We start from the raw sequence: 26,892 nt of genomic DNA on the forward strand, positions 1-26,892 counted from the left end.
CTTAAACTCCATAAACATTAACTCTATGGCATGCATTATTGATATATCCTCCTGGATTCCACTGTGCTAAAACCATAGGTTGACTGTTACCTTGACTATCGATAGCTCTTGCCCAAATTTCATAATATCCTTTTGTTGGTATTGATATTTGAGCACTCCATTTTTGCCATGCTAATCTATTTAATGGTTTTTCTACCTTTGCTTTAGTCCATGTTACGCCATAATCATTGCTTATATAAACTTCACTAACTTCAAGTTCGCCAGCCCAAGCTTTACCTCTAACTTCAAATTTTTTATTTGTTTTTATTTCAGAACCATTTTTGATATTAGTGATTACAGATCTTATAGGCATTGATTCTATGATTTTCATCTCGCCTTTATAGTTAAAATCTCCTGGTTTTACTGGATTTACAGGAACTTTATAAGAACCTTCCATTTTTTCACCATCATGAATTTTATTTCTTACTGAAATTTTATAAAGCCATTTACCGCTTGTACTTGCAGGATAACCACCGCAAACAAGTCTAAGCGGATAGCCATTAACTAAAGGAATATCTTTACCTTCATAAGCCCAAGCAATTAAAGTTTCATCTTGTAAAGCTTTAGAAATAGGAACTCCTCTACTAATAGGTGAAGTTTCTTCACCATTTAATTTTGTATCTATACCATAATATCCGATATACACCGCATCATTTTTGATGCCACAATCTTTTAAAATATCTTTTAAACGCACTCCTGTCCATCTACCACAAGCTACTGCACCATAACCCCATTGAGTTCCTTTTGTGCTAGGTATAACTTCGGATCTACCATTTCCACCGCATTCAACTGTTAAGGCATAAGTATAGGTTTTAAATTTCTTTTTTAAATCTTCTATGGTGTAAGATTTTTTATTGATAATGCTTTCTCCATCGATTTCTAAAGTCCAACCTTTATGAAGTCTTTCTTTTATCGTTTCTAGGCTTGGTGGTAAGCCATTATTTCTAACAAAGAAATTTTCAGGTTTTGTAAAATCAGAATCAAGAGCATAAATTTCAGTTTCTGCTGTTAATGGTTTTTCACCATGATAGATAAGATCTTTTTTACCTTCTATTTTAAAATCAGGCAATTCTTTTGCCAAAGCCTTACTTCCTAAAAAATTCTCAAAAGAAAAATTTGACAATACACTAATGCCAAATAAACCAAGTCCTATATTTTTTAGAAAGTCTCTACGATTTTCTTTTTGATCGTTTTGTTTCATTGAAATATCCTTAAATATTTATATAATCTTTTATTTTATTATAAATTTTAAAAATTTAAATAATTAATTATATTAATTATTTAAATTAAAAAAATTAATTATTTTTATAATTTTACATATTAAAATAAAATCATCATATGTTCGAGTTTTATTACATTTTAACTAAGTTTTTTCTACAATTAAATTTTTAAAATTATTTAAGGAATGATTTTGACTTTACTTACTAATCCTATCATTATCAGTGTTGTTTTGATGACTTTACTTTGTTTGCTTCGTTTTAATGTGCTTTTGAGTCTTTTGATTTCAGCTCTTGTTGCAGGTGTATTTTCTCATCTTGAACTCGTAGATACTATGAATATACTTATAAGCGGAATGAAAGAAAATTTAAAAACAGCTCTTAGCTATATACTCTTAGGAGCCATTGCCGCAGCGATTTCAAAGACAAATTTAACTGCATATTTGATTAAGATAGTAAGCCATTTTATATCTCATAAAAAATATTTATTGCTTTTGTTTATAGCTTTGATTTCTTGTTTTTCTCAAAATTTAATTCCTATTCATGTGGCTTTTATACCTTTGTTAATTCCACCTCTTTTAAGTCTTTTTAATAAACTTAAAATCGATCGTAGAGCGGTTGCTTGTGCTTTAACTTTTGGACTTACTACGCCTTATATGGTTTTGCCAGTAGGCTTTGGACTTACTTTTCAAGATCTTTTAAAAGATAATTTAAATGCAAATAATGTAAGTGTATCTTTAAATGATGTTACAAATACTATGTATTTTGCTGCTATTTGTATGATAACAGGACTTTTTCTAGCGCTTTTTGTGTTTTATCGTAAGCCAAGAGAGTATCAAGAAGTAGAAATTGCTAAAGTAAATTTAGAAAATCTTGAAATGACTCGTAAGGAATGGGGCGTTTTAGCTGGGCTTGTTTTAACTTTAATTTTGCAAATTTTGACTATGAATTTACCTTTATCAGGGCTTTTGGGTTTTGTTTTAATGGTTATTTTGGGTGGAGTTGAATTTTCAAAAGTCAATGAAGTTTTTGATGATGGACTTAAAATGATGGGTTTTATAGCTTTTGTTATCCTTGTTGCTGCAGGATATGGAGAAGTTTTAAAAGAAAGTGGATCAGTAGTAGAGCTTGTAAATTCAGTCGTTCCTTGGATGGAACAAAGTAAATTTTTAGCAGTATTTTTTATGCTTTTAATAGGACTTATCATCACTATGGGTATAGGTACTTCTTTTGGAACTATACCTATCATAGCTACGCTTTTTTGTCCTATTTGTTTGGAACTTGGTTTTAGTACAGCACTTATTATATTTATCTTAGGAGTAGCAGGAGCTTTAGGAGATGCAGGAAGTCCAGCCAGTGAAACAACCATGGGAACTACTGTAGGATTAAATGCTGATAAACAACACGATCATATTAAAGATACTTGCATACCAACTTTTATTTTTTATAATGGCTCATTATTGATTTTAGGTAGTATTATCGCCATGTTTTTATAATTTTTACAAATCTATCAAAATATTTTTTAATTTATTTATTTTTAAGATAAAAATTATATCGATTTTAAAAAAATGTATGCTATAATCCTTTATAAAGCTAACAAAATTTAAATCAGTCTTATAAGGAGAGCAGAATGGATTTAGAAAATATCCTAGAAAATAATCAAAGCATAGGTTTATATCACCCAAAGAACGAACATGATGCCTGCGGTATCGCTGCAATTGCTAATATACGCGGTATTGCCTCTTATAAGGTTATTTGTGATGCTTTAGAAATTTTGATGAATCTTGAGCACCGAGGTGGTGCAGGAGCTGAAGAAAATTCAGGTGATGGAGCGGGGATTTTGATCCAAATTCCACATGATTTTTTTAAAACTCAAGAATTAGGTTTTGAACTCCCTAAAAAGGGTGATTATGCCGTAGCACAGATGTTTTTATCACCCAATACTGATGCAAAAGAAGAAGCAAAAGAGATATTTTTACAAGGTTTAAAGGATAAAAAACTTGAATTTTTAGGTTTTAGAGAAGTGCCTTTTAATCCTAGCGATATAGGTGCAAGTGCTTTAAAAGCTATGCCTTATTTTTTACAAGCCTTTGTGAAAAAACCAAGTAAAATAAGTGCAGGACTTGAGTTTGAAAGAGTGCTTTATAGTACGCGTCGCCTTATAGAAAAAAGAGCTATTAATGTGCCAAAATTTTATTTTTCAAGTTTTTCTTCACGTACCATAGTTTATAAAGGAATGCTTCTTTCAACTCAATTGAGCGATTTTTATCTTGATTTTAAAGATGTCAATATGAAATCAGCTATCGCTTTGGTGCATTCTCGCTTTTCGACTAACACCTTCCCAAGTTGGGAAAGAGCCCACCCAAACCGCTATATGGTACATAATGGAGAGATTAATACCATACGCGGAAATGTTGATAGCATAAGAGCTAGAGAAGGTTTGATGCAAAGTGAGTATTTTGAAAATTTAGATGAAATTTTTCCCATCATAGCTAAATCTAGCAGTGATTCTGCAATGTTTGATAATACTTTAGAATTTTTAGCTCTAAATGGTCGCACTTTAGAAGAAGCTTTTATGATGATGGTGCCAGAACCTTGGCATAAAAATGAAAACATGGAAAGCAAAAAGCGTGCTTTTTATGAATATCATTCTTTATTGATGGAGCCTTGGGATGGACCTGCTGCTATAGTTTTTACTGATGGAGTGATTATGGGGGCGAGTTTGGATAGAAATGGTTTTCGTCCTTCAAGGTATTATCTTACAAAAGATGATATGCTCATACTTTCAAGTGAAACAGGGGCTTTAAAACTTGATGAAAAAAATATTAAAGCCAAAAAACGCTTAGAACCTGGAAAACTTTTACTCGTTGATACAGCAAGAGGTAGGGTTATAGCTGATAATGAAATCAAAGAGCATTATGCTAATGCTAAGCCTTATAAAAAATGGCTTAAAAATTTAGTTGAACTTGAAAAACAAAAAAGCGGAGTTTATAAACATCAGTTTTTAAAAGAAGATGAGGTTTTAAAACTTCAAAAAGCTTTTGGTTGGAGTTATGATGAGCTTAAAATGAGTGTGGCTGCTATGGCTCAAAATGGTAAAGAAGCTATAGCAGCTATGGGTGTAGATACTCCTTTGGCTATACTTTCTAAAACTTATCAACCTTTGTATAATTATTTTAAACAACTTTTTGCACAAGTAACTAATCCTCCTCTTGATGCCATAAGAGAAGAGATCGTTACTTCTACAAGGATTTATCTAGGAAGTGAAGGCAATTTATTAAAACCTGATGAAAACAATGCAAAACGCGTAAAAATAGCCTTGCCTGTGATAAGTAATGAAGAACTTTTTGAAGTTAAGGCTTTAAATAAATTTCAAGTTAAAGAATTTTCTATACTTTATGATTATTCTAAAAAAACTTTAGAAAAGGCTTTAGATGAGCTTTGCGTTAAGATAGAAGATGAGGTTAAAAAAGGTGTTTCTATTATCATTTTAAGCGATAAAGGAGTGGATGAAAAAAACGCTTATATCCCCGCTTTGCTTGCTGTTTCTGGAGTGCATAATCATCTAGTAAGAAAAAATTTAAGAACACACACAAGTCTTATTATCGAAAGTGGTGAACCTAGAGAAATTCATCATTTTGCATGTCTTTTAGGTTATGGTGCGACTGTTATTAATCCTTATTTGGTTTATGAGAGCATACAAAAACTCATTGTCAATAAAGATTTAAATTTAAGTTATGAAAAGGCGGTAGAAAATTTCATCAAGGCAAGTTCAAGTGGCATAGTCAAAATTGCTTCTAAAATGGGAGTTTCTACCTTGCAAAGTTATAATGGCTCTGCACTTTTTGAATGTTTGGGCTTAAGCTCTAAGGTGATTGATAAATACTTCACTTCTACAACTTCACGCATTGAAGGTATGGATTTAGAAGATTTTGAAAAAGAACTCATTGCTTTACACAAACATGCTTTTAACGATACACATAAGGCTTTAGATTCTAAAGGAATTCATGGTTTTAGAAGTGCTAAAGAAGAACATTTAATCGATCCGCTTGTGATTTTTAATCTTCAGCAAGCTTGTCGCAACAAAGACTATAAAAGCTTTAAAAAATACTCGGCTTTAGTAGATGAAAAACAAGTTAATTTGCGTTCTTTGATGGAATTTGATTTTAGTGAAGCTATCAGTATAGATAAGGTTGAAAGTGTAGAAAGTATAGTTAAACGCTTTAGAACAGGGGCGATGAGTTATGGTTCTATTTCTAAAGAAGCACACGAGTGTTTAGCACAGGCTATGAATAAAATAGGTGCTAAATCAAATTCAGGTGAAGGTGGCGAGGATGAAGAACGCTATGAAATCAAAGAGGGTGTGGATAAAAATTCAGCCATTAAGCAAGTAGCAAGTGGGCGTTTTGGCGTGGATTTAAACTACTTAAGTCATGCAAAAGAAATTCAAATCAAAGTCGCTCAAGGCGCAAAACCAGGTGAAGGCGGACAATTAATGGGCTTTAAAGTCTATCCTTGGATAGCTAAGGCTAGACATTCTACTGCAGGTGTGACGCTTATTTCCCCACCTCCTCATCATGATATTTATTCTATAGAAGATTTAGCTCAACTTATTTATGACCTAAAAAATGCTAACAAAGACGCTAAAATTTCAGTAAAACTTGTAAGCGAAAATGGCATAGGAACGGTTGCTGCAGGTGTGGCTAAGGCAGGAGCGAATTTAATCCTTGTTTCAGGTTATGATGGAGGTACAGGTGCAAGTCCTAGAACTTCTATACCGCATGCAGGAATTCCTTGGGAGTTAGGTTTGGCTGAAACGCATCAAACTTTGATTTTAAACAAGCTTAGAGATAGGGTAAGATTAGAAACTGATGGAAAGCTTATGAATGGGCGTGATTTAGCCATAGCAGCACTTTTAGGAGCTGAAGAATTTGGTTTTGCAACCGCACCTTTGATTGTTTTAGGTTGTACAATGATGAGAGTTTGTCATCTCAATACCTGTCCTTTTGGTATAGCCACTCAAGATACAGAACTTAGGGATCGTTTCAAAGGTAAAGTAGATGATGTGGTAAATTTTATGTATTTTATAGCCGAGGAGCTTAGAGAATACATGGCAAGGCTTGGTTTTGAACGCCTTGATGATATGATAGGTCGTGTGGATAAACTCCGCCAAAAAAGTGTGCAAGGTAAAGCAGGAAAGCTCAATTTAGATAAAATTTTAAAATCCTTGCCTACTTATAATAGAACCGCTGTGCATTTTAAAGACTATAAAGATAACAAGCTTGAAAAAACGATTGATTATAGAATTTTACTTCCGCTTTGTAAAAATGCTGTGGAGAAAAAAGAGCCTATCAAACTTTCTTTAGAAGTAGGAAATCAAAGCCGTACTTTTGCGACTATGCTTTCAAGTGAAATTTTAAAAACTTATGGAAAAGATGCTTTAGATGAAGATAGTATCCATATCAAAGCTATAGGCAATGCAGGTAATAGCTTTGGAGCGTTTTTGTTAAAGGGCATTAAACTTGAGATTATAGGCGATAGCAATGATTATTTAGGCAAGGGTTTAAGCGGGGGAAAAATCATTGCGAAAATTTCAAATGAAGCCACTTTTTCACCTGAAGAAAATATCATCGCAGGAAATGCTTGTTTGTATGGTGCGACTGAAGGTGAAGTGTATTTAGATGGTATAGCGGGGGAAAGATTTTGTGTAAGAAATTCAGGGGCTTTGGCTGTGGTTTTAGGAACAGGCGTGCATGGTTGTGAATATATGACAGGTGGGCAAGTTGTAGTTCTTGGAGATGTGGGTGCGAATTTCGCTGCTGGTATGAGTGGGGGCGTTGTTTATATTTTTGGAAGACACAATGAAGCTCATGTAAATACCGAGCTTGTGGATATTAAAGATCTTAATGCTAAGGATGAAAAAGAATTAAAAGCTGTGATAGAAAAACATATCGCTTATACAGATTCTAAAAAGGCTAAAGATATTTTAGAAAAATTCGATAAAAAAGACTTTTTTAAAGTCATGCCAAGAGATTATGAAAAGATGTTAAAAATGCTTGATCTTTGTAAAAATGAAAAAGATCCAAATTTAGCAGCATTTTTGAAAATCACACAAAAATAAGGAGTAAAAATGGCAGGATTTCAATCACCAATAACAATTAATGAAGCAATGCAAAGAGTAAAAAACAATGAATATTTACTTCCAGCATTTCAAAGAGAGTATGTTTGGGAGCCTTGGCAGATAGAAGAATTATTTGATTCACTAATGCGAGGCTATCCTATAAGTTCTATGCTTTTTTGGAAAGTAAAAGATGAAAGTAAAACAGCTTGGAAATTTTATAGATTTTTAGATTATTATCGTGAGTACTATCATACACACAATGATTATTTTAACACCTCAAGTCATAAAGATTTTGATGCAATTTTAGATGGACAACAAAGATTAACTTCTCTTTATCTTGCTCTTTTTGGAAATTATGATATTCATAGATTGTATAATAAATGGGAAGATAATGATAGATATTTTAAAATTTGTCATTTTTATTTTAACCTTACTCAAAGTGAGAAACCAAAAAACGAAAATGTTGAATATGAATTTTTGTGGCTTGATAGACTAGAGACGAAAGAGCAAAATATTTATATTGATAAACATCAGCAAAAATGGTTTAGGTGCAAAAGTATTTATAATATTTCAGATGTCAATGATATTATGGAATTTGCTGAAACTAATAATTTGCAAAAGGAAGAGAGAAAGCGTTTAAGTGAATTTCATACTTTGATTTTTAATACTAAAGATGAATCAAAAATTAATTTCTATTTAGAAGAAGAACAAGATCCAGATAAAGCGGTTAATATTTTTATTAGAATTAATTCAAATGGTGAGCCTCTTGATTATTCTGATATTTTATTTAGTATTGCTATTGCAAATTGGAATAAAATTGATGCAAGAACAGAAATAAATAATCTTGTAGATAAAATTAATGAAAATTTCGATATCTCTAAAGATTTAATCCTTAAAGGATTTTTATATTTATTCCATAACAATATTAAATTTCAAATCAATAGTTTTGATAAAAATTTTATAGAATCCATAGAAGCTAAATGGGAAGGTATAAAAAATGCTTTTATCGAAACATTTAGATTGCTTAGAAGTTTTGGATTTGAAGCAAAAACACTTTCATCAAATAATGCTATTTTACCCATTTTATATTTTATTTATCATAAAAATTTGACAAATAATATAGTAGATTCTGTCAAATGTAATGAAAATAGAGCTATAATAAAAAAATGGTTGTTAAGGGCAATTATTTTAAAGCCTTTTGGTGGAAGTAGTGATACGGTATTGTCTAACATGCGTAAAGCTTTTATTAAAGATTTTAAGCAAAATAGTGGCTTTTTTGATAGAGAAATAGAATTATTTCCATTGGAAGAAATTGAAAAAGAGGCAAAATATATACAAACAATAGATGAAGAATATTTAGAAAATAATGTCATAGAATGCCGTAAAAATAGTCCTGAAGCGTTTGCTGTGTTATCTTTACTTTATCCAAATTTAGATTATAAAAATAATAATTTTCATAAAGATCATTTGCATCCAGAGTCCGCATATAAAGAATATGAAAAACTTTATAAAGCTACAGATAATTGTATTTCTTTTAATATTTATGATTCTTTACCAAATTTACAAATGCTTGATGCAAATGAAAATGAATCTAAAAATAACAAACCTTTAAAGCAATGGGTAAATGAAAAATGTAATGGAAATAGAAAGGAATTTTTAGGAAAACACTTAATTCCTGATGTTGATTTATCTTTGGAAAATTTTAATAATTTTATAGAAGAAAGAAAAAAAATTATTATAGACAAGCTAAAAAGTATATTAAATAAGGAGTAAAAATGGGAAATGCAAGAGGTTTTTTAGATTTTAAAAGGGTAGATTTTAAAAAAGTTGCTCCTAAAGAAAGAGTTTTAAATTTCAAAGAATTTACAACGCTTTTAGACAAGAAAGAACAAGAAATTCAAGGCGGGCGTTGTATGGATTGTGGTGTGGCCTTTTGTCATACGGGTGTGATGAGCGAAGGAAAAGATGTGGGCTGTCCTTTAAACAATCTCATTCCTGAATGGAACGATCTTATTTACCGTTCTTTATGGAAAGAAGCTTATGAAAGACTTGATCTTACCAATCCTTTTCCTGAATTTACCGGTCGTGTTTGCCCTGCTCCTTGTGAGGATTCTTGTGTGTGTGCGATTAATGGAAAAAGCGTAAGCATCAAAAATAACGAGCTAGCCATCATAGAAAATGCTTTTAAAGAAAATTTAGTAAGAGTAAATAAACCTAAGCAATACAATGGCAAAAAAATCGCTATCATAGGAAGTGGACCTGCTGGGCTTGCTTGTGCTAATACCTTAAATTCACTCGGCTACAAGGTAAGCGTTTTTGAAAGAAGCGATAAAATAGGCGGACTTTTGATGTATGGTATCCCTGATATGAAGCTTGATAAAAGTATAGTTGATAGACGCGTTGATTTGCTTAAAAAAAGCGGGATTGAATTTAAAGTGAATGAAAATATAGACAGCAAAGATAAGGTTTCAAAACTTCTAAAAGAATTTGATGCCTTAGTACTTTGCACAGGAGCAAGTAAGCCTATAGATCTTGATATAGAAGGTAGAAAACTAAAGGGCGTTGAATTTGCTCTTGATTTTTTAACGCAAAATACCAAAACTTTGTTAAAAACAGGTAAGGGTGCAGATGCAGCTAAAGGTAAAAATGTCTTGGTTATAGGAAGCGGGGATACAAGTGTTGATTGTATTGCTGTGGCTACAAGACAAGGGGCTAAATCTATAGTGCGTTTTGAAAGAAGTCCAAAAAGACTTTTGCAAAGAAGCCAAAACAATCCTTGGCCTTTAAAAGCTGACATTTTTACTACTGATTATGGTTTAGAAGAAGCCATTGCTATATATGGCAAAGATCCTAGAGAATATCAAAAAATGACAAAGAAATTTTTAGGAAAAACTTATGTAGAAGGCGTTGAAGCAAATGATTTAAAACGCGAGTTTAAAGAAGGTAAAGCTATAAATGTTGAAATTCCAAATTCTAAAAAAACTTATAAAGTGGATTTAGTACTTTTAGCTATGGGTTTTAGCGGGTGCGAAGAAGCTATCTCTAAAAATTTTGGAGTGAAATTAGATGAGAAAAACAACATAAGCACAGAAAATTTCCAAACTACTCATAAAAAAATCTTTGCTTGCGGAGATGCTAGAAAAGGACAATCTTTAGTTGTTTGGGCTATAAAAGATGGTATAGAATGTGCTTTGAGTTTGCATCAAAATTTAGCAAAATAATCATAAAAGTTTAAAACTTTTTCGGTGGAGTTTGCAAATTCCAAATTTAGCTATAAGTTTTTTATGAGCTTTTGTGCCATAGGCTTTGTTTTTTTCAAATTCATAATAAGGAAAGTCTTTAGCTAAGAAATTCATCACCCTATCTTTACTAACTTTTGCAAGTATGCTAGCTGCACTTACTTGCAAAATGCTAGTATCGGCTTTGATTTGTGTTTTTATCCCATTTATACCTAGGTTGGTATTTCCATCATATAAGAAGTTATTTTCTGTTTTAAAATGCTTTTTTATAAGCTTTAAGCCTGTTTTTAAACAAGTGCTTAAGCCTAGTGCGTCGATTTGTTCTGAAGAAAAAGCAAGTATGAGATAGTTTGAATTTTTGATGATGATTTCATAAAGTTCTTCGCGTTTTTTTTCGCTTAGTTTTTTAGAATCGCACAACCCATCAAGTTTTTTGTTCAGTTTGCAAGCCGCCATCATCATAGGACCTGCTAAAGCACCGCGTCCTGCTTCATCAATACCGATTAAATTTATATCAAATTCGTTTAAAAGTTCTTTTGTGTCAAATAAAGTTTTCAAAATTTTTCTAAAAAGAAGGGCAAAAATGCCCTTTTATTCTACTGTAATATCATTTTTGATTTTTTCAAAAAGCTTATCACCTATGCCTTTAACTTTTTTAAGATCATCAATACTTGTAAAATTTGCTTCTTTGCGGTATTCTAAAATCGCTTTAGCCTTAGCTTCGCCAATACTATTTAAACTTTTTAATTCTTTTAGTGTTGCAGTGTTGATATTTACAGCACCAAAGAGAAAAGCCGTTAAAGCAAAAAATAAAAATAGTAATTTTTTCATTTTCTTATCCTTTTATTAAAAAATAATTATAATATTATCTTAAAAAGGATAAGAATTTCTTAACTTAACCTAAAAATTCGCGTTTAAAATACTCTTTTGGTGCTTTACATAAAGGACAGGCTGCTGGAGCTTTTTTGCCACGATGTATATGTCCACATACTTCACAAACCCATAATTCTTCTACTTCGCTATTAAAAAATTCTTCTTCTTCAAGCATTTTTTTAAGTGCTAGATATTCTCTTTCGTGTTCTATCTCTACTTTACCAATAGCTGTAAATAATCTCGCTATAGCCTTTTTACCTTCATCTTCAGCAATTTTTGCAAAATTTGGATACATAGTTGTGTGCTCATAGTTTTCACCTTCTGCAGCACTTACTAGGTTTTTTGTAGTTACTTCTAAAGGTTTGCCGTCAACGATTTCATGATATGCTTTAAATTCTGCTCTTGCATGCCATTTTTCATTTTCAGCTGCTTCTCTAAAATGTCTAGCAACTGCATGCCAACCTTCTTCTTCGGCTACATCAGCGAATAAATCATATTTGTTTCTTGCCATAGATTCGCCTGCAAAAGCTTTCATCAAATTTACCGCAGTTAAATCTGTAGTGATACATTTCATTTCTTTACCACAACAACTAAGCTTACCGCCACCTACATTTTGAACTTCTACTTCATTGCCACATTTTTGGCATTTATAGGTTTCATATTGTCTCATTTTGACTCCTTTTTGATTATCAAAAAGCATTGTATTATAAAAAAATATTTTTGTCAATTAATAATTTTTATCATTTATGAAAATGTATATCAAAATAAATTTCACAAAAATTAAGCTTTGCTAAATATAATTTTAAAAAATTATTATCAGGAGTTACAATGAGAAGCGATGCGATAAAAAAAGGACATTTAAAAGCACCTAATCGTTCTTTACTTCGTGCTTGTGGTTTGAAAGATGAAGATTTTGACAAACCTTTTATAGGTGTAGCAAATAGCTATATAGACATAATCCCAGGGCATTATTTTTTAAATGATTATGCTAAAATCATTAAAGATGAGATACGCAAAAATGGTTGTGTGCCTTTTGAGTTTAATACCATAGGTGTAGATGATGGTATAGCTATGGGGCATGAAGGTATGCTTTATTCTTTACCAAGTCGTGAAATTATCGCAAATTCCATTGAAACAGTGATGAATGCTCATCAACTTGATGCTTTAATCTGTATCCCAAACTGCGATAAAATCACTCCTGGTATGTTAATGGGAGCTTTAAGGGTTAATGTTCCAACCATTTTTGTAAGTGGTGGGCCTATGGCTTCAGGAGTAACCAAAAAAGGAGAAAAGATCAGTCTTAGCTCTGTTTTTGAAGCTGTAGGGGCTTATGAAGCCAAAAAAATTAGCGAAGAAGAATTTAAAGACATAGAATGTTCAGCCTGTCCAAGTGGTGGATCTTGCTCGGGAATGTTTACGGCAAATTCCATGAATACCTTATGCGAAGCTATGGGTATAGCACTAGAAGGTAATGGAACCATTTTAGCTTTAAGCAAAGAAAGAGAAGAGCTTTTAAGAAAAGCAGCGCGTCGTATTTGTGAAATCGCCTTAGATGAGCGTTTTAAAATTCGCAATATCATCACTCAAAAAGCCGTGCGTAATGCTATGGTAGTAGATATGGCAATGGGTGGAAGTAGCAATACAGTTTTACACATGCTTGCCATTTCGCGTGAAGCAGGGGTAGCACTAGACATTAAAGATTTAAATTTCATCTCAAGCAAAGTTGCACACATAGCAAAAATAGCCCCATCGCTAAATAGTGTTTATATGGATGATATCCACAAAGCAGGGGGTGTGAGTGCAGTTATGGCTGAAATTTCAAGCAGACAAGGACATATTTTAGAACTTGATGCACTGACTATCACAGGAGAAAGTCTCAAAGAACGCTTAAAAAATGCCAAAATCAAAGATGAAAATATCATTCGTAGAGTAGATAATGCTTACTCAAAAGTAGGTGGGCTTGCTATTTTGTTTGGAAATTTAGCTGAGCAAGGTTGTGTCATAAAAACCGCAGGAATAATCGGAGAAAGAAAATTTAAAGGCAAAGCTGTTTGTTTTAACTCTCAAGATGAAGCTATAAAAGGCATTATCAAAGGCAAGGTGCAAAAAGGAAATGTTTGTGTGATACGCTATGAAGGTCCAAAAGGGGGTCCTGGTATGCAAGAAATGTTAAGCCCTACTTCACTTTTAATGGGTATGGGTTTGGGTGCTGATGTGGCTTTAATCACCGATGGTCGTTTTAGTGGGGCTACAAGGGGTTTAAGCGTGGGTCATATTTCCCCTGAAGCAGCTGAAGGTGGTCTTATAGGACTTTTAAAAGATGGAGATGAAATAGAAATTGATGTAGATGCTTATACTATTCATGCAAATTTAAGCGAAGAAGAAATTGCTAAACGCAAAAAAGAATTTGTATTACCTCAAAAAGAAGTGCCTTCAAGATGGCTTAGAATGTATCAAAAACTTGTTAGCAATGCTAGTAAAGGTGCGGTTTTGGATATGGAATGAAAGGAAAACTTTCATTCTTCTATTTCTTTGGTTATACGATTTCTTATATCTCTACGAACTATTTCCATACCCCATAGCCAAACAATATGGCCAAAAATTTCAGACAGGTGTTCATCAAAAGGAATTTCAGAAAGTGGTGGAACTTCTGCAATTAAAGGCATTACAATAACATGGGCAAAAAGATAAACAAAAAATCCAAAAACTGCACCTTGCCACATAGTAATGCGGTGCCATTTTTCCGCTATCATACAGTAAGCCACTCCAAAAACAATAGAAAAACCAACATGCACTATAAAAATTGACAAAGGCATTTGCATACCTGAAAACATATAAGTCCAATCAGTAGGTAAGCCTAGTTGTTCTAGAAAAATTTTAGGTGGAGTAACACGTTCTAAAGCATCTGCTGGCCAAAAAACATTGGGATTTCTTGGAGGAAAAGGTACTTCCCAACCCCATTTAACAATAGCTCCGAAAATACCCGCTAATATACCTATAAAAAAGGCTAAAGTATAGCGCTTTTGAAAGTATTTTTTCATAATAACTCCTTTATATTTTATACAAAATAAAATTTGAATTTATAATATTTTTGTTTAAAATATATTGAAAATAGGAGCATAAAAATCTTATTTAAATTTTAAAATACTCTCTTAAACTTTCACAAATTTCAAAAAAATTCACCCCATCTATAGTAGGATTTTCTTTAAAAAACTCATACATTCCTAAAAAACCACTTTCAAGTTCTTTAGACTTTACACCATAGCTTATACTAAGTCCTGCTTCTATATAAGCAGCAATTTTATCGCAGTATTTAAGCGCCTTACCATCTATAGCACCAAATTCATTTTCATTAAAAGAACTTAAACTTCCGCTACAAAGCTCTATTTTAGCATTTTTATAAGTGCGATTTTCAAACTCATTTTTTACAAAATTTGACTCATCATTTCTACCTTCTCTAATACCTAAAATATAAGAAAACTCAGCCCTTAAACCCTCAGGCACAAAGGGTAAAATTCTTTCATTAATAAGTTTCATTTCATAATCATTTATGATATCATGAAGCCCATCAATACCGTATTTTACAGGGCTGATAATATCACGCGTTAAAGACTCTGGCAAATCATGAAACAAAGCACAATAAAAATTATTCTCAAGTCTTTTATCGCAAGCCTTGATTTTTAGTGAGTAAAAATATCCTAAAATCGCCACCACAAGCATATGTCCTAAAACCGCAGTTTCTGGTATGCGTGGAGTTTGAGCCCAACGCTTTTGAAAGCGAAGTCTTCCGCTAAGATCAATAATTTTTGCAATTTTTTGATTTAAAGCGATTTTTCTAGCTCCTATAAGCTCATAGTAATCTTCTAATTCTTCTTCAACTTTGTTTTTAATCTCATCAATATCATTTAAAAAAGCTGAGGTTTGATAAACTATGTTAAATTCCCATCTTGTAGCAAAATACGAAGCTGCTTTTAAGATAAGTCTTTCTTTAGTATAAGCATTGCCGTTTAAATACGCTTCAAAACGCTTTAAAAACTCTCCTTCTTCTATATCTTCTATCATAGGTTCGATTTTGCTTAAAACCCAAGCATTAACTTCAGCTTTTTTTTGACGCACGATTTCATGATACACATCAGGGCGTATATCGGTTACTACCACACGACTTAAAAACTCAAAAATTCCCCCTTCTATAATCACTCTCATATCCACATCTTTTTCCATTTTAGCGATAAAATATGCGATGATGAATTTATGAGCTTGTTTGTCAAGCTCAACCAAATTTGCCATTCTTGGATAATCATTCCAACGACTGATAGAAGCGGCTTTAAAAATGTGTTCTATGAGTTTTATGTTTATCATGCTTTTGCCTTTTTTGCAATTTAAATTTAAAAATTTTCGTTAAAATTGCGAAATTATAGCAAATTTAAGGATAAAAATGAGTAAAAAAGCACTTTGTATCATAAGTGGCGGTATGGATAGTACTTTGTGTGCTTATCTAGCCAAAAAAGAAGGTTATGAAATCATCGCTTTGCATTTTGATTATGAACAACGCACTCAAGAGAAAGAAAGAGAATGTTTTAAGCAAATTTGCAAGGCTTTAAAAGTAGAAAAATCTTATATTTTAGATGTGAGTTTTATCAAAGATATAGGGGGTAATGCCTTAACCGATAAAAGTATAGACATTCCTAAAAATGAGCTTTGCATAAGCGATACCCCACCTATCACCTATGTGCCTTTTCGCAATGGAATTTTCTTAAGCATAGCAGGATCTTTGGCTGAAAAGGAAAATTGTGAGAGTATTTTTATAGGGGTGGTAGAAGAAGATGGCAGTGGTTATCCTGACTGTACTGATGAGTTTATACAAAAGGCACAAGAATTTATCAATGAAGGTACGAGTAAGAATTTCAAAGTTTGTATAAAAACTCCGCTTGTTAGACTGAACAAAGCTAAAATTGTAGAACTAGCCTTAAAAGAAAATGTACCTTTAGAACTTACTTGGTCTTGTTATGAGAGTAAAGATGAAGCATGTGGGGAGTGCGATAGTTGTTTGCTTCGTTTAAGAGGTTTTGAAAAAGCAGGGTTTAAAGATAAGATCAAATATAAGTCCTAGTTTTCACTAGGACTTAAAGCTTAGTTTAGAGTATAAAGCTTGTTTGCTCCATCTTGATAAGAAAGAATGTTGATTTTTCCATCTTTAAAGAAAATACTTCTAGCATTAGTGATAGAGCTTGGGAAAGCGATAGTTTTTACTACTTCTTCCTTAACTGGATCAATTACGGCAATCACATTGTGATTTTTGCTTAGTGCATAAATTTCTCCATCTTTAAAAGTCATAGAAGTTACATAAAGATCGCCTAAAGTTTTACCTTCTTTAAGATTTGCTTTTGGAGTAAATTCTCCTGAAAGAACACGATCTTTTAAAGAAATTTTAGAGATTACAAAAGTTTTAGCGTCTTTGTTGTTTGGAACAGTTGCAAGATAAAGATAATTTCCATCTGTAGTCATGCTTGCTACATGGTTAAATTTTGCTCTTACAGTATCAAGTCTTCCACGACCTAAACCTTCGCCTTGGCCTTTAAATTTATCATTACCTTTTACAAAATCAGCGTATTGTTTAGCGATATCTTCTTCACTAGCATTAGGATTTTTTGCAAATCTTAAGAAAGATTTGTTTGAGCCCATAAGAATGAATTTATCGTTCATATAAGGTATGATGCCAATAATTGGATCGATAGTAGCTGAAAAATAAGGATCAAGCTCAAAACCTTCTTTAACGCTAAAATTATTATCTAAGAAAGCCACATCCCATTTAGAGCTTGCTACAAATTCATTGTTGATATAATCAAGAGTATTGATGGCTTTGTCAAAATTTATAGTTTGTTCATTTGTGATTTTAAGCTCATCATTGATTTTTGCAAATGGAGCATTGTTGATATCATTATCAAATTTTATGCCAAGTTTTTCACTTGCAGGTGCAAAAGCATAATCAGGAGCTTTAACATCGCGCTTTCCTAAGAAAGAAATATTTTGCCATAAACCATTCCAACCTTCTTTACTCCAAATGATGTATTTTGGATTTAAGCTAAATCTTACAGGATCGCCTTGTCCCACATAAGGAGGAATTCCTGTGCTTACAAAAGCTTGGAAAACATTTGAAGCTACTACAATCGCACTGATAACTACAGCTGCGAGAGAAAATTTCGTATATTTTCTAAATTTTTCTCCATTTAATTCTGCTTCAAAAGCATTAAATTTAGGAGCAAAAGCAAAAATCACACCTAAAAGCAATACAACAGCCCAAAATACCACTTCAGCCCAAAAATAAGTATGGATACCAAAAACTGCTAAACCAAAACCTTGATCTAAATCTCTATGAGCGTGATTGCCATAGTGAGCAAAAGATTGATAAAGGCCTACTGCTGTCATGATTAAAAGAGCAGCAAGGTATTTACCTTTCATACCATAACGAACAATGAAAAGCGCCATCACACCGATAAAGATCATTGCTTCTCTTTGTCCCCAGCAAAGTGTGCAGGGACTATCACCCAACATATAACCAAATACAAAATTTGCAATACCTACAGGTAAGAGTATGATCAAAAAGCCTGCTAAACACATTAGTGTGTAGAAATTTTTTGTTTTATTGATTTCGTTCATTTAGCCCTTCCTTACAGATTCATTATTGTTAATAGTGCGCCTGTTTTGTGGCCAACATAGAAAAAAACCATTAAAAGCCAAGCTACCATTACTAAACCAAAAGCCAAATTTTCTTTTTCTGGTTTTTTGATAATCAGTATCAAGGCGATTAAAACTAATAAAAGTTCAAGAAACTCCATAGTATCTCCTTATGAAATAAAAACCGTTAATTTTACTTTAAAAACATAAATTAAAGATAAATTTTTTATTAAAATTTCGTGTTAATTTAAATTAACACGAAAAAAGTTACTGAAAGCTACTTAATTTTTCAGAGAGTTTAGACGCACCATTTAGAACATTTTGAGAGATATTATTGATTTCGGATGATAAATCTTTAACAGAATTTGCAAGTTCATTAACCTTGTCTATGCTTGTTCCTAGGATAAGCATTTTATCTTTTACTTCCATGCTTTTATCTTTCATGGTTTGGGTTGATTCTATAGAGCTTTCTAGTTTATGCATAGAATTTACAAGTTCTTGTTGTAAATCATTGGTTTTTAAAGAGGTTTCTTTCATAGAATCATGGATAAGATCCATCAAGGCTTTGTTGTCATTGATTTGTTGGACTATAGCATTAACAGTAGCATTTATATTTAAAAGAGATTTACTTGTTTTATCGGCAAGTTGACCTACTTCATCAGCAACAACTGCAAAACCCCGTCCATGTTCGCCCGCTCTTGCAGCTTCAATAGCTGCATTCAAGGCAAGTAGATTGGTTTGATCGGCTATATCTCTAATAGAACTTGTAATTTCTATGATATTATCTGCACTTTGAGTTAGATTATCCATATTGGCTACTATATTTTGCTCTTTTTCATTATTTTCATTTATTAAATTTACAAGTTCAGATAGAGTAAGTTCTACCTTATCCATCAGTATGTGCATATCTTGCATATTTTCTATGCTTTCTTGTGCTAAATTTCCCGCAAGATTGATATGATCATCTAAGACATAGGTGATTTCTTTAACGCCTTGAATTTGTTCATGTTGTGAATTAGAACTGTTTTCAAGCATCATAGAGTTGTTTTTGAGCTTTTGTGAATTTTGATGACTTGATTTAGCATTTTCTATGGCTTCTATGATTGAGTTTTGAACGGTGGATATAAATGAATTAATATATTGAGCACTTTGTCCAAGTTCGCTTTTTGGATCTATATTTAAACGAGAGTGTAGATTGGCTTCTTTACTAGCTAAATTAGCGCTTAGTTTTTCTAAAGTATGAATTGGCATGATGACTTTTTTTAGTGTTAATAAAATAAAAAATACAAATAATACAAGAGTGATTCCAAATACTGTTAAAGCGATATAAAATTTAAATAAATTAGATTGTTCTACAGCATTTTGAGTGAAAGCGTTAAGTTGTTTTAACTCTTTCATAAGAGAATTATTCTCATAAATAGAAGAATTATCTTGCATAATAGAAATCTGTTTTACAATCATTTTATAGTGTTTTAGAAAAAGTTGTAAATTTTCACTTTTTGTATCGTTTTTGATTTCTTTCATAAGGCTGTTGAGTTGATTGAGTGTTGTTTTTTGCAAAATACTTTCAGTTGAAAGAACGCTTAACATAGAACTCATTGTTCTATAGTTGTTTTTATTTGTTTCATGGTTTTGTTCTAATTCTTCAAAATAATTTTTAGCTAATTCAAACAAATAAAGTTTTGAATTTACCGCTATGGAATTTGCGGATTTGAAATAATTAAGCTGGATTAGTTTGGCATTAAAAATTTCTTCCGCTTTGCTTATATCAATCCCAAAAGTTTTAAGTTTTTTAAAGTTTTCTTGCATTTTTTTTATTGCTTGAACACTTGGATCATAGTTAATAAAATTAAAACTATTTTGAAAAACGGAATTGATTTTTTCATCTGAAATTTGTAGCTGCTGAACTATGTTTATTAAGTCTTTATTATCTTTAGATGAGGAGTAGTTGTTAAAAATAATACCTAGCAAAACAAGAATAAAAGCTAAAACTAGCGTAGATAAAATAATAAATTTTATCAAAAATGAACTTTTTTTATTTGTCATGATATTCTCCTGTCAAGCTTTCTAGGAATGCAACTATATTATCAACTGTTTTTTGATCTAAAAATTTTCCTAGTTGATAGTAAGCCATAAACTGAACACAAGCATCTAAAGTAGGTATAGAACCATCATGAAAATAAGGCGCGGTTTTGGCTATATTTCTTAAACTAGGAACCTTAAATATCATTTTATCAGCTTCTCTTTTTGTGATTTCATAGCGTCCTAAATCTTCTTGATTTGGGTATTCTTCAAAAATACCGATTTTTTGAAACATATTTCCACCTATATTTTGACCTTGATGACAAGAAATGCAGCCATTAGCTTTAAAATCTTCATAACCTTTTTTAGCTTGAGCTGAAATAGCATTTTGATCTCCGCTAAGATAGCGATCAAAAGGAGAATTTGGAGTGATTAAGGTTTTTTCAAATTCTGCAACTGCAAGAGCTATGTTTTCTACCGTAACTTCTCCATAAAGTTTTTTAAAAGTTTTTACATAATCTTCATTAGAATTAACTTTTTGTAAAAGAAGTTCAGGACTTAGTCCCATTTCTTTTGGATTAAAAAAAGGCACCTTTGCTTGTTCTGCTAAATCTTTGGCTTTGCCATTCCAAAATTGCACAAAATTAAACACAGAATTAAAGGTTGTAGGAGTGTTAAAAGGTTTATCAAGTTGATTATCAACTCCTATTGAAAATTCAAGTCCATCAACGCCGTGTTGATCAAGCCTATGGCAGGTATTACATGAAACTTTTCCATCTTTGGATAAGCTTTTATCCATATAAAGACTTTTTCCAAGCTTAGCTTTTTCTTTATCATAAGGGATGGAATTTGGAATAGGGGTTATCATATCTACTGCAAAGACTATATTTGCATAAGATAAACATAAAATTATTATTATTTTTTTCATAATAAATTTCTACCTTAAGTTTAAATTTCTCAGAATGTCATTATACTTTAATTTTGGTAAATTGTTTAATATATTGATATTTTTTATTTAAAGTTTTTTTATTTTATTGCAAAGTTCTCCTAAATTTTCTATGACACAACGTACTTTATCTCCTGATTTTAAAAAAGTAGGTGGATTTAACCCCATGCCCACTCCACTAGGAGTTCCCATAGATATAATACTTCCAGCTTTTAAAAGCATGCCCGCGCTAAGTTCTTCTAAGACATAAGCAATATCAAAAATAAATAATTGGGTGTTAGAGTTTTGGCGTAGTTCATCATTGACATAGCTTTGAAGTTGGAGTTTAGGAGGATAAGAAATTTCATCTACGCTTGTGATATAAGGTCCCATTATAGTGCTACCTTCAAGACTTTTTGCTCGGTAGAATTGTTTGTGGCGTTTTTGAAGTTCGCGAGCTGAAATTTCATTGATAATAGTATAGCCAAAGATATAATTTTTTGCATCTTTAGCTTTGATTTTATAAGCATCTTTACTTAAAATAAATGCAAGCTCACATTCATAATCAAGCTGAGAAGTTACATCTGCATGTAAAGGTATATCACCAAAAGGTGGCGTAGCTTGATTGCAGCGTTTTCCAAAATATACAGGATATTCTCTTTCTTCAAATTTTTCACCCTTAAATTTGGCAGATTCTTTGGCATGATCTAAAAAATTAATCCCAAGACATATAATATCTTGACGAGGTTCTATAATAGGAGCTAGATAATCTTCTTTTGGAATTTCATAGGCTATTTTAGAATCCAAGTCTGTAAGCTTGTGTTTAAATTTATCAAAATAGATAATAAATTCATTCATATCGTTAGTTTCAATGCCAAGATCAGCAAAACTTACAATTTTTCCACTAGAATTTAGTACTCCTAGATTGGGTTTTTGATCCTGTATAAAATTAACAAATTTCATTAGAAAATCTCGCTTTTTTATTTAATTATACTTAAAGTTTTAGCAAGAATTATTTTTTTGTTTTAAAATTTGGTAAAAAAGTGATTGATTGTAGCGTAGTGAAACATCATTTTATTTTATGGAATTGTTAAAAATTTCTTTTATGTTTATTTTTGAGTTGATATCAAAATTTTGATTTTTATATTGAAATTTCAAACGATAAGAATGCAAACACAAACGCAAGGCACCTGTAAGTTTTAAGCGTTCTTTAGGATTTAATTTTTCATCTAAAATACTTTCGATTTGTTCTTTACTAAGCCCATAAAGTGGATCGCCTAAAATGGTATGATTTTTATAATGCAAATGTACTCTTATTTGATGTTGTCTGCCTGTTAAGGGTTTGCAAAGTAAAAGAGTAGCGTTGATTTTAGGAAAGTATTCTAAAATTTCAAATTCAGTGATAGCTTGTTTTCCTTCTTTGCAAATTTGCATTCTTGTTTTTACATCATCGTAGTTTTTAGTTAAATTTATAGCTTTATCAACTATAAAATTTTCTTCTATTTTTCCATGAGCTAGAGCAAGGTATTCTTTTTGAACCAGTTTTTTTTCAAACAAGCTTTTAAGATCAATTTGAGCTTTTTTATTTTTGGCTATAAGTATAAGTCCGCTCGTTTCTTTATCAAGCCTGTGTGCTACGCAAGCCTCTTTTCCCCAAAGATGCCAAATTTCATCACTAAGACTGTATTTGCAATGTCTACCATTTGGATGGCTTAAGATCCCACTTTCTTTTTCAAGTATGGCAAAGTCTTCATTTTCAAAGACAATTTCTACTCCTTTGGGATTGTTTTTATAGACTATAAGCTCTACTAAACCATTTAAAATTTTATTCTTTTCTTCTACTAAAATTCCATCACAAAAAAGTCTTTTTTTGTCTATGAGTTTTTGTGCTTCATTTATGCTAATTTTTAAATTTTCCATAAGGACTTGAAACGCCTTTTTTCCATTGTTTGAGAGTTTTATTTTTATGTAGGCCATTTAATAACTTTCTTAGGATAATTTGATATAATTTCCGTTTTTTAAATATAAAATTATAGCTAAAAAGGTTTCAAAGATGGTTGAAAGATATAGCAGAGAAATCATGGCTAAAAAATGGGACATGCAAGCAAAATATGATGCGTGGTTAAAAGTAGAATTAGCCGCTGTAAAAGCTTGGAATAAACTCGGTCTCATTGATGACACAGACTGCGAAAAAATTCTTAAAAATGCAAAATTTGATATTGCAAGAATAGACGAAATAGAAAAAACCACAAGACACGATGTTATCGCTTTTCTTACAAGTGTAAGTGAAAGTTTGGGAGAAGAGAGTCGTTTTGTGCATTATGCAATGACAAGTTCTGATTGTATAGATACAGCTGTTGCTTTACAGATAAAAGAGAGTTTGGAGCTTATTTTAGAAGATGTTTCTTTGCTTTTAGAAGTGATCAAAAAGCGTGCTTTGGAGCATAAAAACACCTTAATGGTAGGAAGAAGTCATGGAATTCATGGAGAGCCTATCACTTTTGGTTTGGTGTTAGCTATTTGGTATGATGAAATTTTGCATGCAAAAGAGCTTTTAGAACATGCAAAAGAAGTGATAAGCTATGGAAAAATCAGCGGTGCAATGGGAAATTTTGCTCATGCACCTTTGGAATTTGAAGAAGAAGTTTGTAAAAATTTAGGTCTTAAAGCCGCTCCTGTTTCAAATCAGGTGATTCAAAGAGATCGTTACGCTCAAGTTATTTCTGCTATTGCGATTTTAGCTTCAAGTTGTGAGCAAATCGCTGTAGCCATAAGACATTTTCAAAGAACTGAAGTTTATGAGGCTGAAGAGTATTTTAGTGTAGGACAAAAGGGAAGTTCAGCTATGCCACATAAAAGAAATCCCGTTTTAAGTGAAAATATCACAGGGCTTTGTCGTGTGCTTAGATCTTTTGTAACTCCAGCTTTAGAAAATGTTGCACTTTGGCATGAAAGAGATATATCTCATTCTAGTGTCGAAAGATTTATTTTGCCTGATGCTTTTATCACGGCTGATTTTATGCTTATGCGTCTTACAAATATGATTGATAAGCTTTTGGTTTATCCTGAAAATATGATGAAAAATTTAAATCTTACAGGCGGGCTTGTATTTTCAGGGAGGGTGCTTTTAGAGCTTCCATTTAAAGGCATTAGTCGTGAAGAAGCTTATAAAATAGTTCAAAGAAATGCTATGAAAGTTTGGGCGGATTTGCAAAATGGCAAGGCTGCTATCAATGAAAAAAATGAAAGTTTGTTTTTGTTGGCACTTTTAGAGGATGAGGATTTAAGAAAAAGTTTGAGCGAAGAGGATGTAAGAAAATGTTTCGATTATAACTACTATATAAAAAATGTTGATGCAATTTTTAAAAGAACATTTAAATAAAAAGCAAGGAAGGCAATGAAAGTTATTAAAAGAAATGGTCGCACAGAAGAATTGGATATTTCTAAGATTAAAAAATGCACCTCTGATGCTGTAAAAGATTTAGAAGGTGTGAATTTAAGCGAACTTGAACTCGATGCAAAGATTCAATTTCGCGATGGAATTTCAACTGAAGAAATTCAAAAAACTTTAATTAAAACTGCAGTAGATAAAATAGATATTGATTGTCCAAATTGGACCTTTGTTGCAGCTAGACTTTTTTTATTTGATTTGTATAAGAAAGTTAATGGTATGAATCGCTATAATCATTTGCGTGAATATTTTGAAAAGGGCGAAAAAGAAGGAAGAATTTTACTTGGTCTTAAAGAAAAATACGATTTAGATGATTTAAATGCTTATATTAAGCCTGAACGCGATATGCAATTTACTTATCTTGGTATTAAAACTTTATATGATAGATACTTGATTAAAGATAGTAAAGGTATGCCTATAGAACTTCCTCAACAAATGTTTATGGCCATTGCGATGTTTTTAGCGCAGAATGAATTTAATCCCCAAGAATGGGCAAAGAAATTTTATGATCTTATTTCTAAATTTGAACTCATGCTTGCAACTCCAACTTTATCAAACGCTAGGACAACGCGCCATCAACTTAGCTCTTGCTATATAGGTTCAACTCCTGATAATATTGAAGGCATTTTTGATTCTTATCAAGAAATGGCTTTGCTTTCTAAATTTGGTGGCGGTATAGGTTGGGATTGGTCTAAAGTGCGTGCTATGGGTGGAAGCATAGATGGACATAAAAACGCTGCAGGAGGGATTATACCTTTCTTGAAAATTACTAATGATATTGCCGTGGCAGTAGATCAACTAGGAACCAGAAAAGGAGCTATAGCCGTTTATATAGAACCTTGGCACATGGATATAAGTGATTTTATTGATTTGCGTAAAAATTCAGGTGAAGAAAGACGCCGTGCTCATGAACTTTTCCCTGCTTTATGGATCAATGATCTTTTTATGAAGAGAGTAAGAGCTAATGATAAATGGACTCTTTTTGATCCTGCAGATACAGCGGATTTGTGTGATTTATATGGCGAGGCTTTTGAAAAACGCTATGAAGAATATGAAAAAGATGAAAGCATTACCAAAGAAATCGTAGAAGCTAAAGAGCTTTGGAAGAAAATTTTGCTAAATTATTTTGAAACAGGCTTGCCATTTTTATGTTTTAAAGATAGTGCTAATAGAGCAAATCCAAATGCTCATGTAGGAATTATTAGAAGTTCAAATTTATGTACTGAAATTTTTCAAAATACCGAGCCAAATTATTATCAAATTAAAGTAGTTTTTGAAAATGGAGATGAGCTTCATTTTGATGAAGAACAAAAAGTTGTGATCGATGGGGGATATGAAAAACCAGCCAAAAAAATCTCAACTTTAGATAGTATTGATGGTAATAAAGTTTATATAGTGGAAAAATATAAAAATGATGGAAAAACAGCCGTTTGTAATTTAGCAAGTATAAATCTTAGCAAAGTGTATACTAAAGAAGATATAGAGCGTGTTGTGCCAACGGCTATTCGTATGCTTGATAATGTGATAGATTTAAATTTTTATCCTCATAGAAAAGTAAAAGATACAAATTTAAAATCTCGCGCCATAGGTCTTGGAGTCATGGGTGAGGCACAAATGCTTGCTGAAGCTAAGATTCATTGGGGAAGCGATGAGCATTTAAATAAAATCGATGAGATTATGGAACAAATTAGCTTTGAGGCTATTAATGCGAGTTCAAATTTAGCTCTTGAAAAAGGTTCTTATGAAGATTTTGAAGGATCAAATTGGAGCAAGGGGATTTTTCCTATTGATGTAGCAAGTCCTAAGGCTAAAGCTTTAACTTTAAGAGAGGGCTTATTTGATCAAAGTGAATGCGACTGGGTTAAACTTAGAGAAAAAGTTAAAAAAGATGGTATGAGAAATGGTTATTTGATGGCCATTGCACCTACTTCTTCTATTTCTATTTTAGTGGGTACTACGCAGACTATAGAACCTGTTTACAAAAGAAAGTGGTTTGAACAAAATTTAAGTGGTATGATACCTGTTGTTGTGCCAAATTTAAGCCTTGATACTTGGCAATACTATACTCCAGCCTACGAACTTGATCAAAAAATTCTTGTAAAGGCTGCTGCTGTGCGTGGTAAATGGATCGATCAAGGGCAGAGTTTAAATATCTTTTTATCGCTTGATAAAGCAAGTGGGGGATATTTAAATGAAATTTATCAACTCGCTTGGGAGCTCGGAGTAAAATCTACTTATTATCTAAGAAGCGAAAGCCCTGATAGTGAAAAAGTCAATGTTGCAGATCGTAGCATAGAATGTGAAGGTTGCCAATAAATACTAAAACCCAA

General features: G+C 32.1%; 20 protein-coding genes. 8 read left to right on the plus strand and 12 right to left on the minus strand.

The features are described from left to right. Position 1 precedes the first annotated feature (1 nt). The gene (locus tag AJ888_RS00400) at positions 2 to 1,240 is read right to left on the minus strand and encodes a sulfite oxidase (protein ID WP_002860851.1); all 1,239 of its coding nucleotides are present in this window, start codon (positions 1,238 to 1,240) and stop codon (positions 2 to 4) included. 204 nt (positions 1,241 to 1,444) lie between these two features. Here AJ888_RS00400 and AJ888_RS00405 point away from each other — a divergent pair, with 204 nt between their 5' ends. From AJ888_RS00405 to AJ888_RS00420, 4 genes are all read left to right on the plus strand, one after another. Beyond that, a complete protein-coding gene (locus tag AJ888_RS00405) occupies positions 1,445 to 2,752 on the plus strand; it encodes a Na+/H+ antiporter family protein (RefSeq protein ID WP_032603259.1) in 1,308 nt (435 codons plus the stop codon). Between the two features lie 134 nt (positions 2,753 to 2,886). After that, positions 2,887 to 7,377, plus strand: a complete 4,491-nt coding sequence (gene gltB, locus AJ888_RS00410; protein ID WP_002860853.1) for a glutamate synthase large subunit — start codon at positions 2,887 to 2,889, stop codon at positions 7,375 to 7,377. 9 nt (positions 7,378 to 7,386) lie between these two features. Then, positions 7,387 to 9,150 (plus strand): DUF262 domain-containing protein, encoded by a 1,764-nt coding sequence (locus tag AJ888_RS00415; protein ID WP_070283737.1) that lies wholly within the window; start codon positions 7,387 to 7,389, stop codon positions 9,148 to 9,150. A 2-nt stretch (positions 9,151 to 9,152) separates the two neighbouring features. Next, positions 9,153 to 10,598, plus strand: a complete 1,446-nt coding sequence (locus AJ888_RS00420) for a glutamate synthase subunit beta (RefSeq protein WP_002860855.1) — start codon at positions 9,153 to 9,155, stop codon at positions 10,596 to 10,598. Here the strand turns inward: AJ888_RS00420 and AJ888_RS00425 are convergent, their stop codons facing one another. The 3 genes from AJ888_RS00425 to AJ888_RS00435 form a co-directional block, all read right to left on the minus strand. Next, on the minus strand, positions 10,599 to 11,174 hold the full coding sequence (locus tag AJ888_RS00425; RefSeq protein WP_002860856.1) for a ribonuclease HII: 576 nt from the start codon (positions 11,172 to 11,174) through the stop codon (positions 10,599 to 10,601). 33 nt (positions 11,175 to 11,207) lie between these two features. Continuing rightward, positions 11,208 to 11,447: a ComEA family DNA-binding protein gene (locus AJ888_RS00430; protein WP_002860857.1), complete on the minus strand. Its 240-nt coding sequence runs from the start codon at positions 11,445 to 11,447 to the stop codon at positions 11,208 to 11,210. Positions 11,448 to 11,511: 64 nt separating this feature from the next. Next, entirely contained in the window at positions 11,512 to 12,159 is a 648-nt protein-coding gene (locus tag AJ888_RS00435) for a ferritin family protein (RefSeq protein WP_002860858.1), read from the minus strand. A 158-nt stretch (positions 12,160 to 12,317) separates the two neighbouring features. Here AJ888_RS00435 and ilvD point away from each other — a divergent pair, with 158 nt between their 5' ends. Beyond that, entirely contained in the window at positions 12,318 to 13,994 is a 1,677-nt protein-coding gene (gene ilvD / locus AJ888_RS00440; RefSeq protein ID WP_002860859.1) for a dihydroxy-acid dehydratase, read from the plus strand. 11 nt (positions 13,995 to 14,005) lie between these two features. Here the strand turns inward: ilvD and AJ888_RS00445 are convergent, their stop codons facing one another. Both AJ888_RS00445 and AJ888_RS00450 read right to left on the minus strand, forming a co-directional pair. Further along, positions 14,006 to 14,530 carry a YagU family protein gene (locus AJ888_RS00445; protein WP_002860860.1) on the minus strand — a complete coding sequence of 175 codons (525 nt, stop codon included), beginning with the start codon at positions 14,528 to 14,530 and terminating at the stop codon, positions 14,006 to 14,008. Positions 14,531 to 14,621: 91 nt separating this feature from the next. Continuing rightward, entirely contained in the window at positions 14,622 to 15,848 is a 1,227-nt protein-coding gene (locus tag AJ888_RS00450; RefSeq protein ID WP_044794013.1) for an HD domain-containing protein, read from the minus strand. 76 nt (positions 15,849 to 15,924) lie between these two features. Here AJ888_RS00450 and queC point away from each other — a divergent pair, with 76 nt between their 5' ends. After that, positions 15,925 to 16,599 carry a 7-cyano-7-deazaguanine synthase QueC gene (gene queC / locus AJ888_RS00455; protein ID WP_002860862.1) on the plus strand — a complete coding sequence of 225 codons (675 nt, stop codon included), beginning with the start codon at positions 15,925 to 15,927 and terminating at the stop codon, positions 16,597 to 16,599. 20 nt (positions 16,600 to 16,619) lie between these two features. Here queC and dsbI read toward each other — a convergent pair whose 3' ends face one another. From dsbI to AJ888_RS00485, 6 genes are all read right to left on the minus strand, one after another. Beyond that, complete coding sequence (dsbI, locus tag AJ888_RS00460; protein ID WP_002860863.1) at positions 16,620 to 18,146, minus strand: disulfide bond formation protein DsbI; 1,527 nt, start codon at positions 18,144 to 18,146, stop codon at positions 16,620 to 16,622. An 11-nt stretch (positions 18,147 to 18,157) separates the two neighbouring features. Further along, positions 18,158 to 18,325, minus strand: a complete 168-nt coding sequence (gene dba, locus AJ888_RS00465; protein WP_002779270.1) for a disulfide bond formation protein Dba — start codon at positions 18,323 to 18,325, stop codon at positions 18,158 to 18,160. Positions 18,326 to 18,431: 106 nt separating this feature from the next. Continuing rightward, positions 18,432 to 20,210, minus strand: coding sequence for a methyl-accepting chemotaxis protein (locus AJ888_RS00470; RefSeq protein ID WP_002860864.1), 1,779 nt, complete (start codon positions 20,208 to 20,210; stop codon positions 18,432 to 18,434). After that, positions 20,200 to 21,114 carry a cytochrome-c peroxidase gene (locus tag AJ888_RS00475; RefSeq protein WP_002860865.1) on the minus strand — a complete coding sequence of 305 codons (915 nt, stop codon included), beginning with the start codon at positions 21,112 to 21,114 and terminating at the stop codon, positions 20,200 to 20,202. The genes AJ888_RS00470 and AJ888_RS00475 overlap by 11 nt, the downstream gene beginning before the upstream one ends. An 87-nt stretch (positions 21,115 to 21,201) precedes the next feature. Further along, positions 21,202 to 22,074 carry a fumarylacetoacetate hydrolase family protein gene (locus AJ888_RS00480; RefSeq protein ID WP_002860866.1) on the minus strand — a complete coding sequence of 291 codons (873 nt, stop codon included), beginning with the start codon at positions 22,072 to 22,074 and terminating at the stop codon, positions 21,202 to 21,204. Between the two features lie 111 nt (positions 22,075 to 22,185). Next, positions 22,186 to 23,088, minus strand: a complete 903-nt coding sequence (locus AJ888_RS00485; protein ID WP_002860867.1) for an RluA family pseudouridine synthase — start codon at positions 23,086 to 23,088, stop codon at positions 22,186 to 22,188. A gap of 76 nt (positions 23,089 to 23,164) precedes the next feature. On the opposite strand from AJ888_RS00485, the gene purB reads away from it, so the two are divergent. Both purB and AJ888_RS00495 read left to right on the plus strand, forming a co-directional pair. Further along, on the plus strand, positions 23,165 to 24,493 hold the full coding sequence (gene purB, locus AJ888_RS00490) for an adenylosuccinate lyase (protein ID WP_002860868.1): 1,329 nt from the start codon (positions 23,165 to 23,167) through the stop codon (positions 24,491 to 24,493). A 15-nt stretch (positions 24,494 to 24,508) separates the two neighbouring features. Beyond that, positions 24,509 to 26,878 carry a ribonucleoside-diphosphate reductase subunit alpha gene (locus tag AJ888_RS00495; protein WP_002860869.1) on the plus strand — a complete coding sequence of 790 codons (2,370 nt, stop codon included), beginning with the start codon at positions 24,509 to 24,511 and terminating at the stop codon, positions 26,876 to 26,878. The last annotated feature ends 14 nt before the right edge of the window (positions 26,879 to 26,892 follow it).

Origin of the sequence: Campylobacter sp. BCW_6467 (assembly GCF_001762855.1) — a bacterium.
Taxonomy (GTDB): domain Bacteria; phylum Campylobacterota; class Campylobacteria; order Campylobacterales; family Campylobacteraceae; genus Campylobacter_D; species Campylobacter_D jejuni.

Bases quoted from the DNA above. Each gene is read 5' to 3' on its own strand.
- ilvD (WP_002860859.1), top strand. From the start codon at position 12,318: ATGAGAAGCGATGCGATAAAAAAAGGACATTTAAAAGCACCTAATCGT.
- queC (WP_002860862.1), top strand. From the start codon at position 15,925: ATGAGTAAAAAAGCACTTTGTATCATAAGTGGCGGTATGGATAGTACT.
- AJ888_RS00485 (WP_002860867.1), bottom strand. From the start codon at position 23,088: ATGGCCTACATAAAAATAAAACTCTCAAACAATGGAAAAAAGGCGTTT.
- gltB (WP_002860853.1), top strand. From the start codon at position 2,887: ATGGATTTAGAAAATATCCTAGAAAATAATCAAAGCATAGGTTTATAT.
- AJ888_RS00475 (WP_002860865.1), bottom strand. From the start codon at position 21,114: ATGAAAAAAATAATAATAATTTTATGTTTATCTTATGCAAATATAGTC.
- AJ888_RS00405 (WP_032603259.1), top strand. From the start codon at position 1,445: ATGATTTTGACTTTACTTACTAATCCTATCATTATCAGTGTTGTTTTG.
- AJ888_RS00445 (WP_002860860.1), bottom strand. From the start codon at position 14,530: ATGAAAAAATACTTTCAAAAGCGCTATACTTTAGCCTTTTTTATAGGT.
- purB (WP_002860868.1), top strand. From the start codon at position 23,165: ATGGTTGAAAGATATAGCAGAGAAATCATGGCTAAAAAATGGGACATG.
- AJ888_RS00495 (WP_002860869.1), top strand. From the start codon at position 24,509: ATGAAAGTTATTAAAAGAAATGGTCGCACAGAAGAATTGGATATTTCT.
- AJ888_RS00435 (WP_002860858.1), bottom strand. From the start codon at position 12,159: ATGAGACAATATGAAACCTATAAATGCCAAAAATGTGGCAATGAAGTA.
- AJ888_RS00480 (WP_002860866.1), bottom strand. From the start codon at position 22,074: ATGAAATTTGTTAATTTTATACAGGATCAAAAACCCAATCTAGGAGTA.
- dba (WP_002779270.1), bottom strand. From the start codon at position 18,325: ATGGAGTTTCTTGAACTTTTATTAGTTTTAATCGCCTTGATACTGATT.
- AJ888_RS00420 (WP_002860855.1), top strand. From the start codon at position 9,153: ATGGGAAATGCAAGAGGTTTTTTAGATTTTAAAAGGGTAGATTTTAAA.
- AJ888_RS00450 (WP_044794013.1), bottom strand. From the start codon at position 15,848: ATGATAAACATAAAACTCATAGAACACATTTTTAAAGCCGCTTCTATC.
- AJ888_RS00470 (WP_002860864.1), bottom strand. From the start codon at position 20,210: ATGACAAATAAAAAAAGTTCATTTTTGATAAAATTTATTATTTTATCT.
- dsbI (WP_002860863.1), bottom strand. From the start codon at position 18,146: ATGAACGAAATCAATAAAACAAAAAATTTCTACACACTAATGTGTTTA.
- AJ888_RS00415 (WP_070283737.1), top strand. From the start codon at position 7,387: ATGGCAGGATTTCAATCACCAATAACAATTAATGAAGCAATGCAAAGA.
- AJ888_RS00400 (WP_002860851.1), bottom strand. From the start codon at position 1,240: ATGAAACAAAACGATCAAAAAGAAAATCGTAGAGACTTTCTAAAAAAT.
- AJ888_RS00430 (WP_002860857.1), bottom strand. From the start codon at position 11,447: ATGAAAAAATTACTATTTTTATTTTTTGCTTTAACGGCTTTTCTCTTT.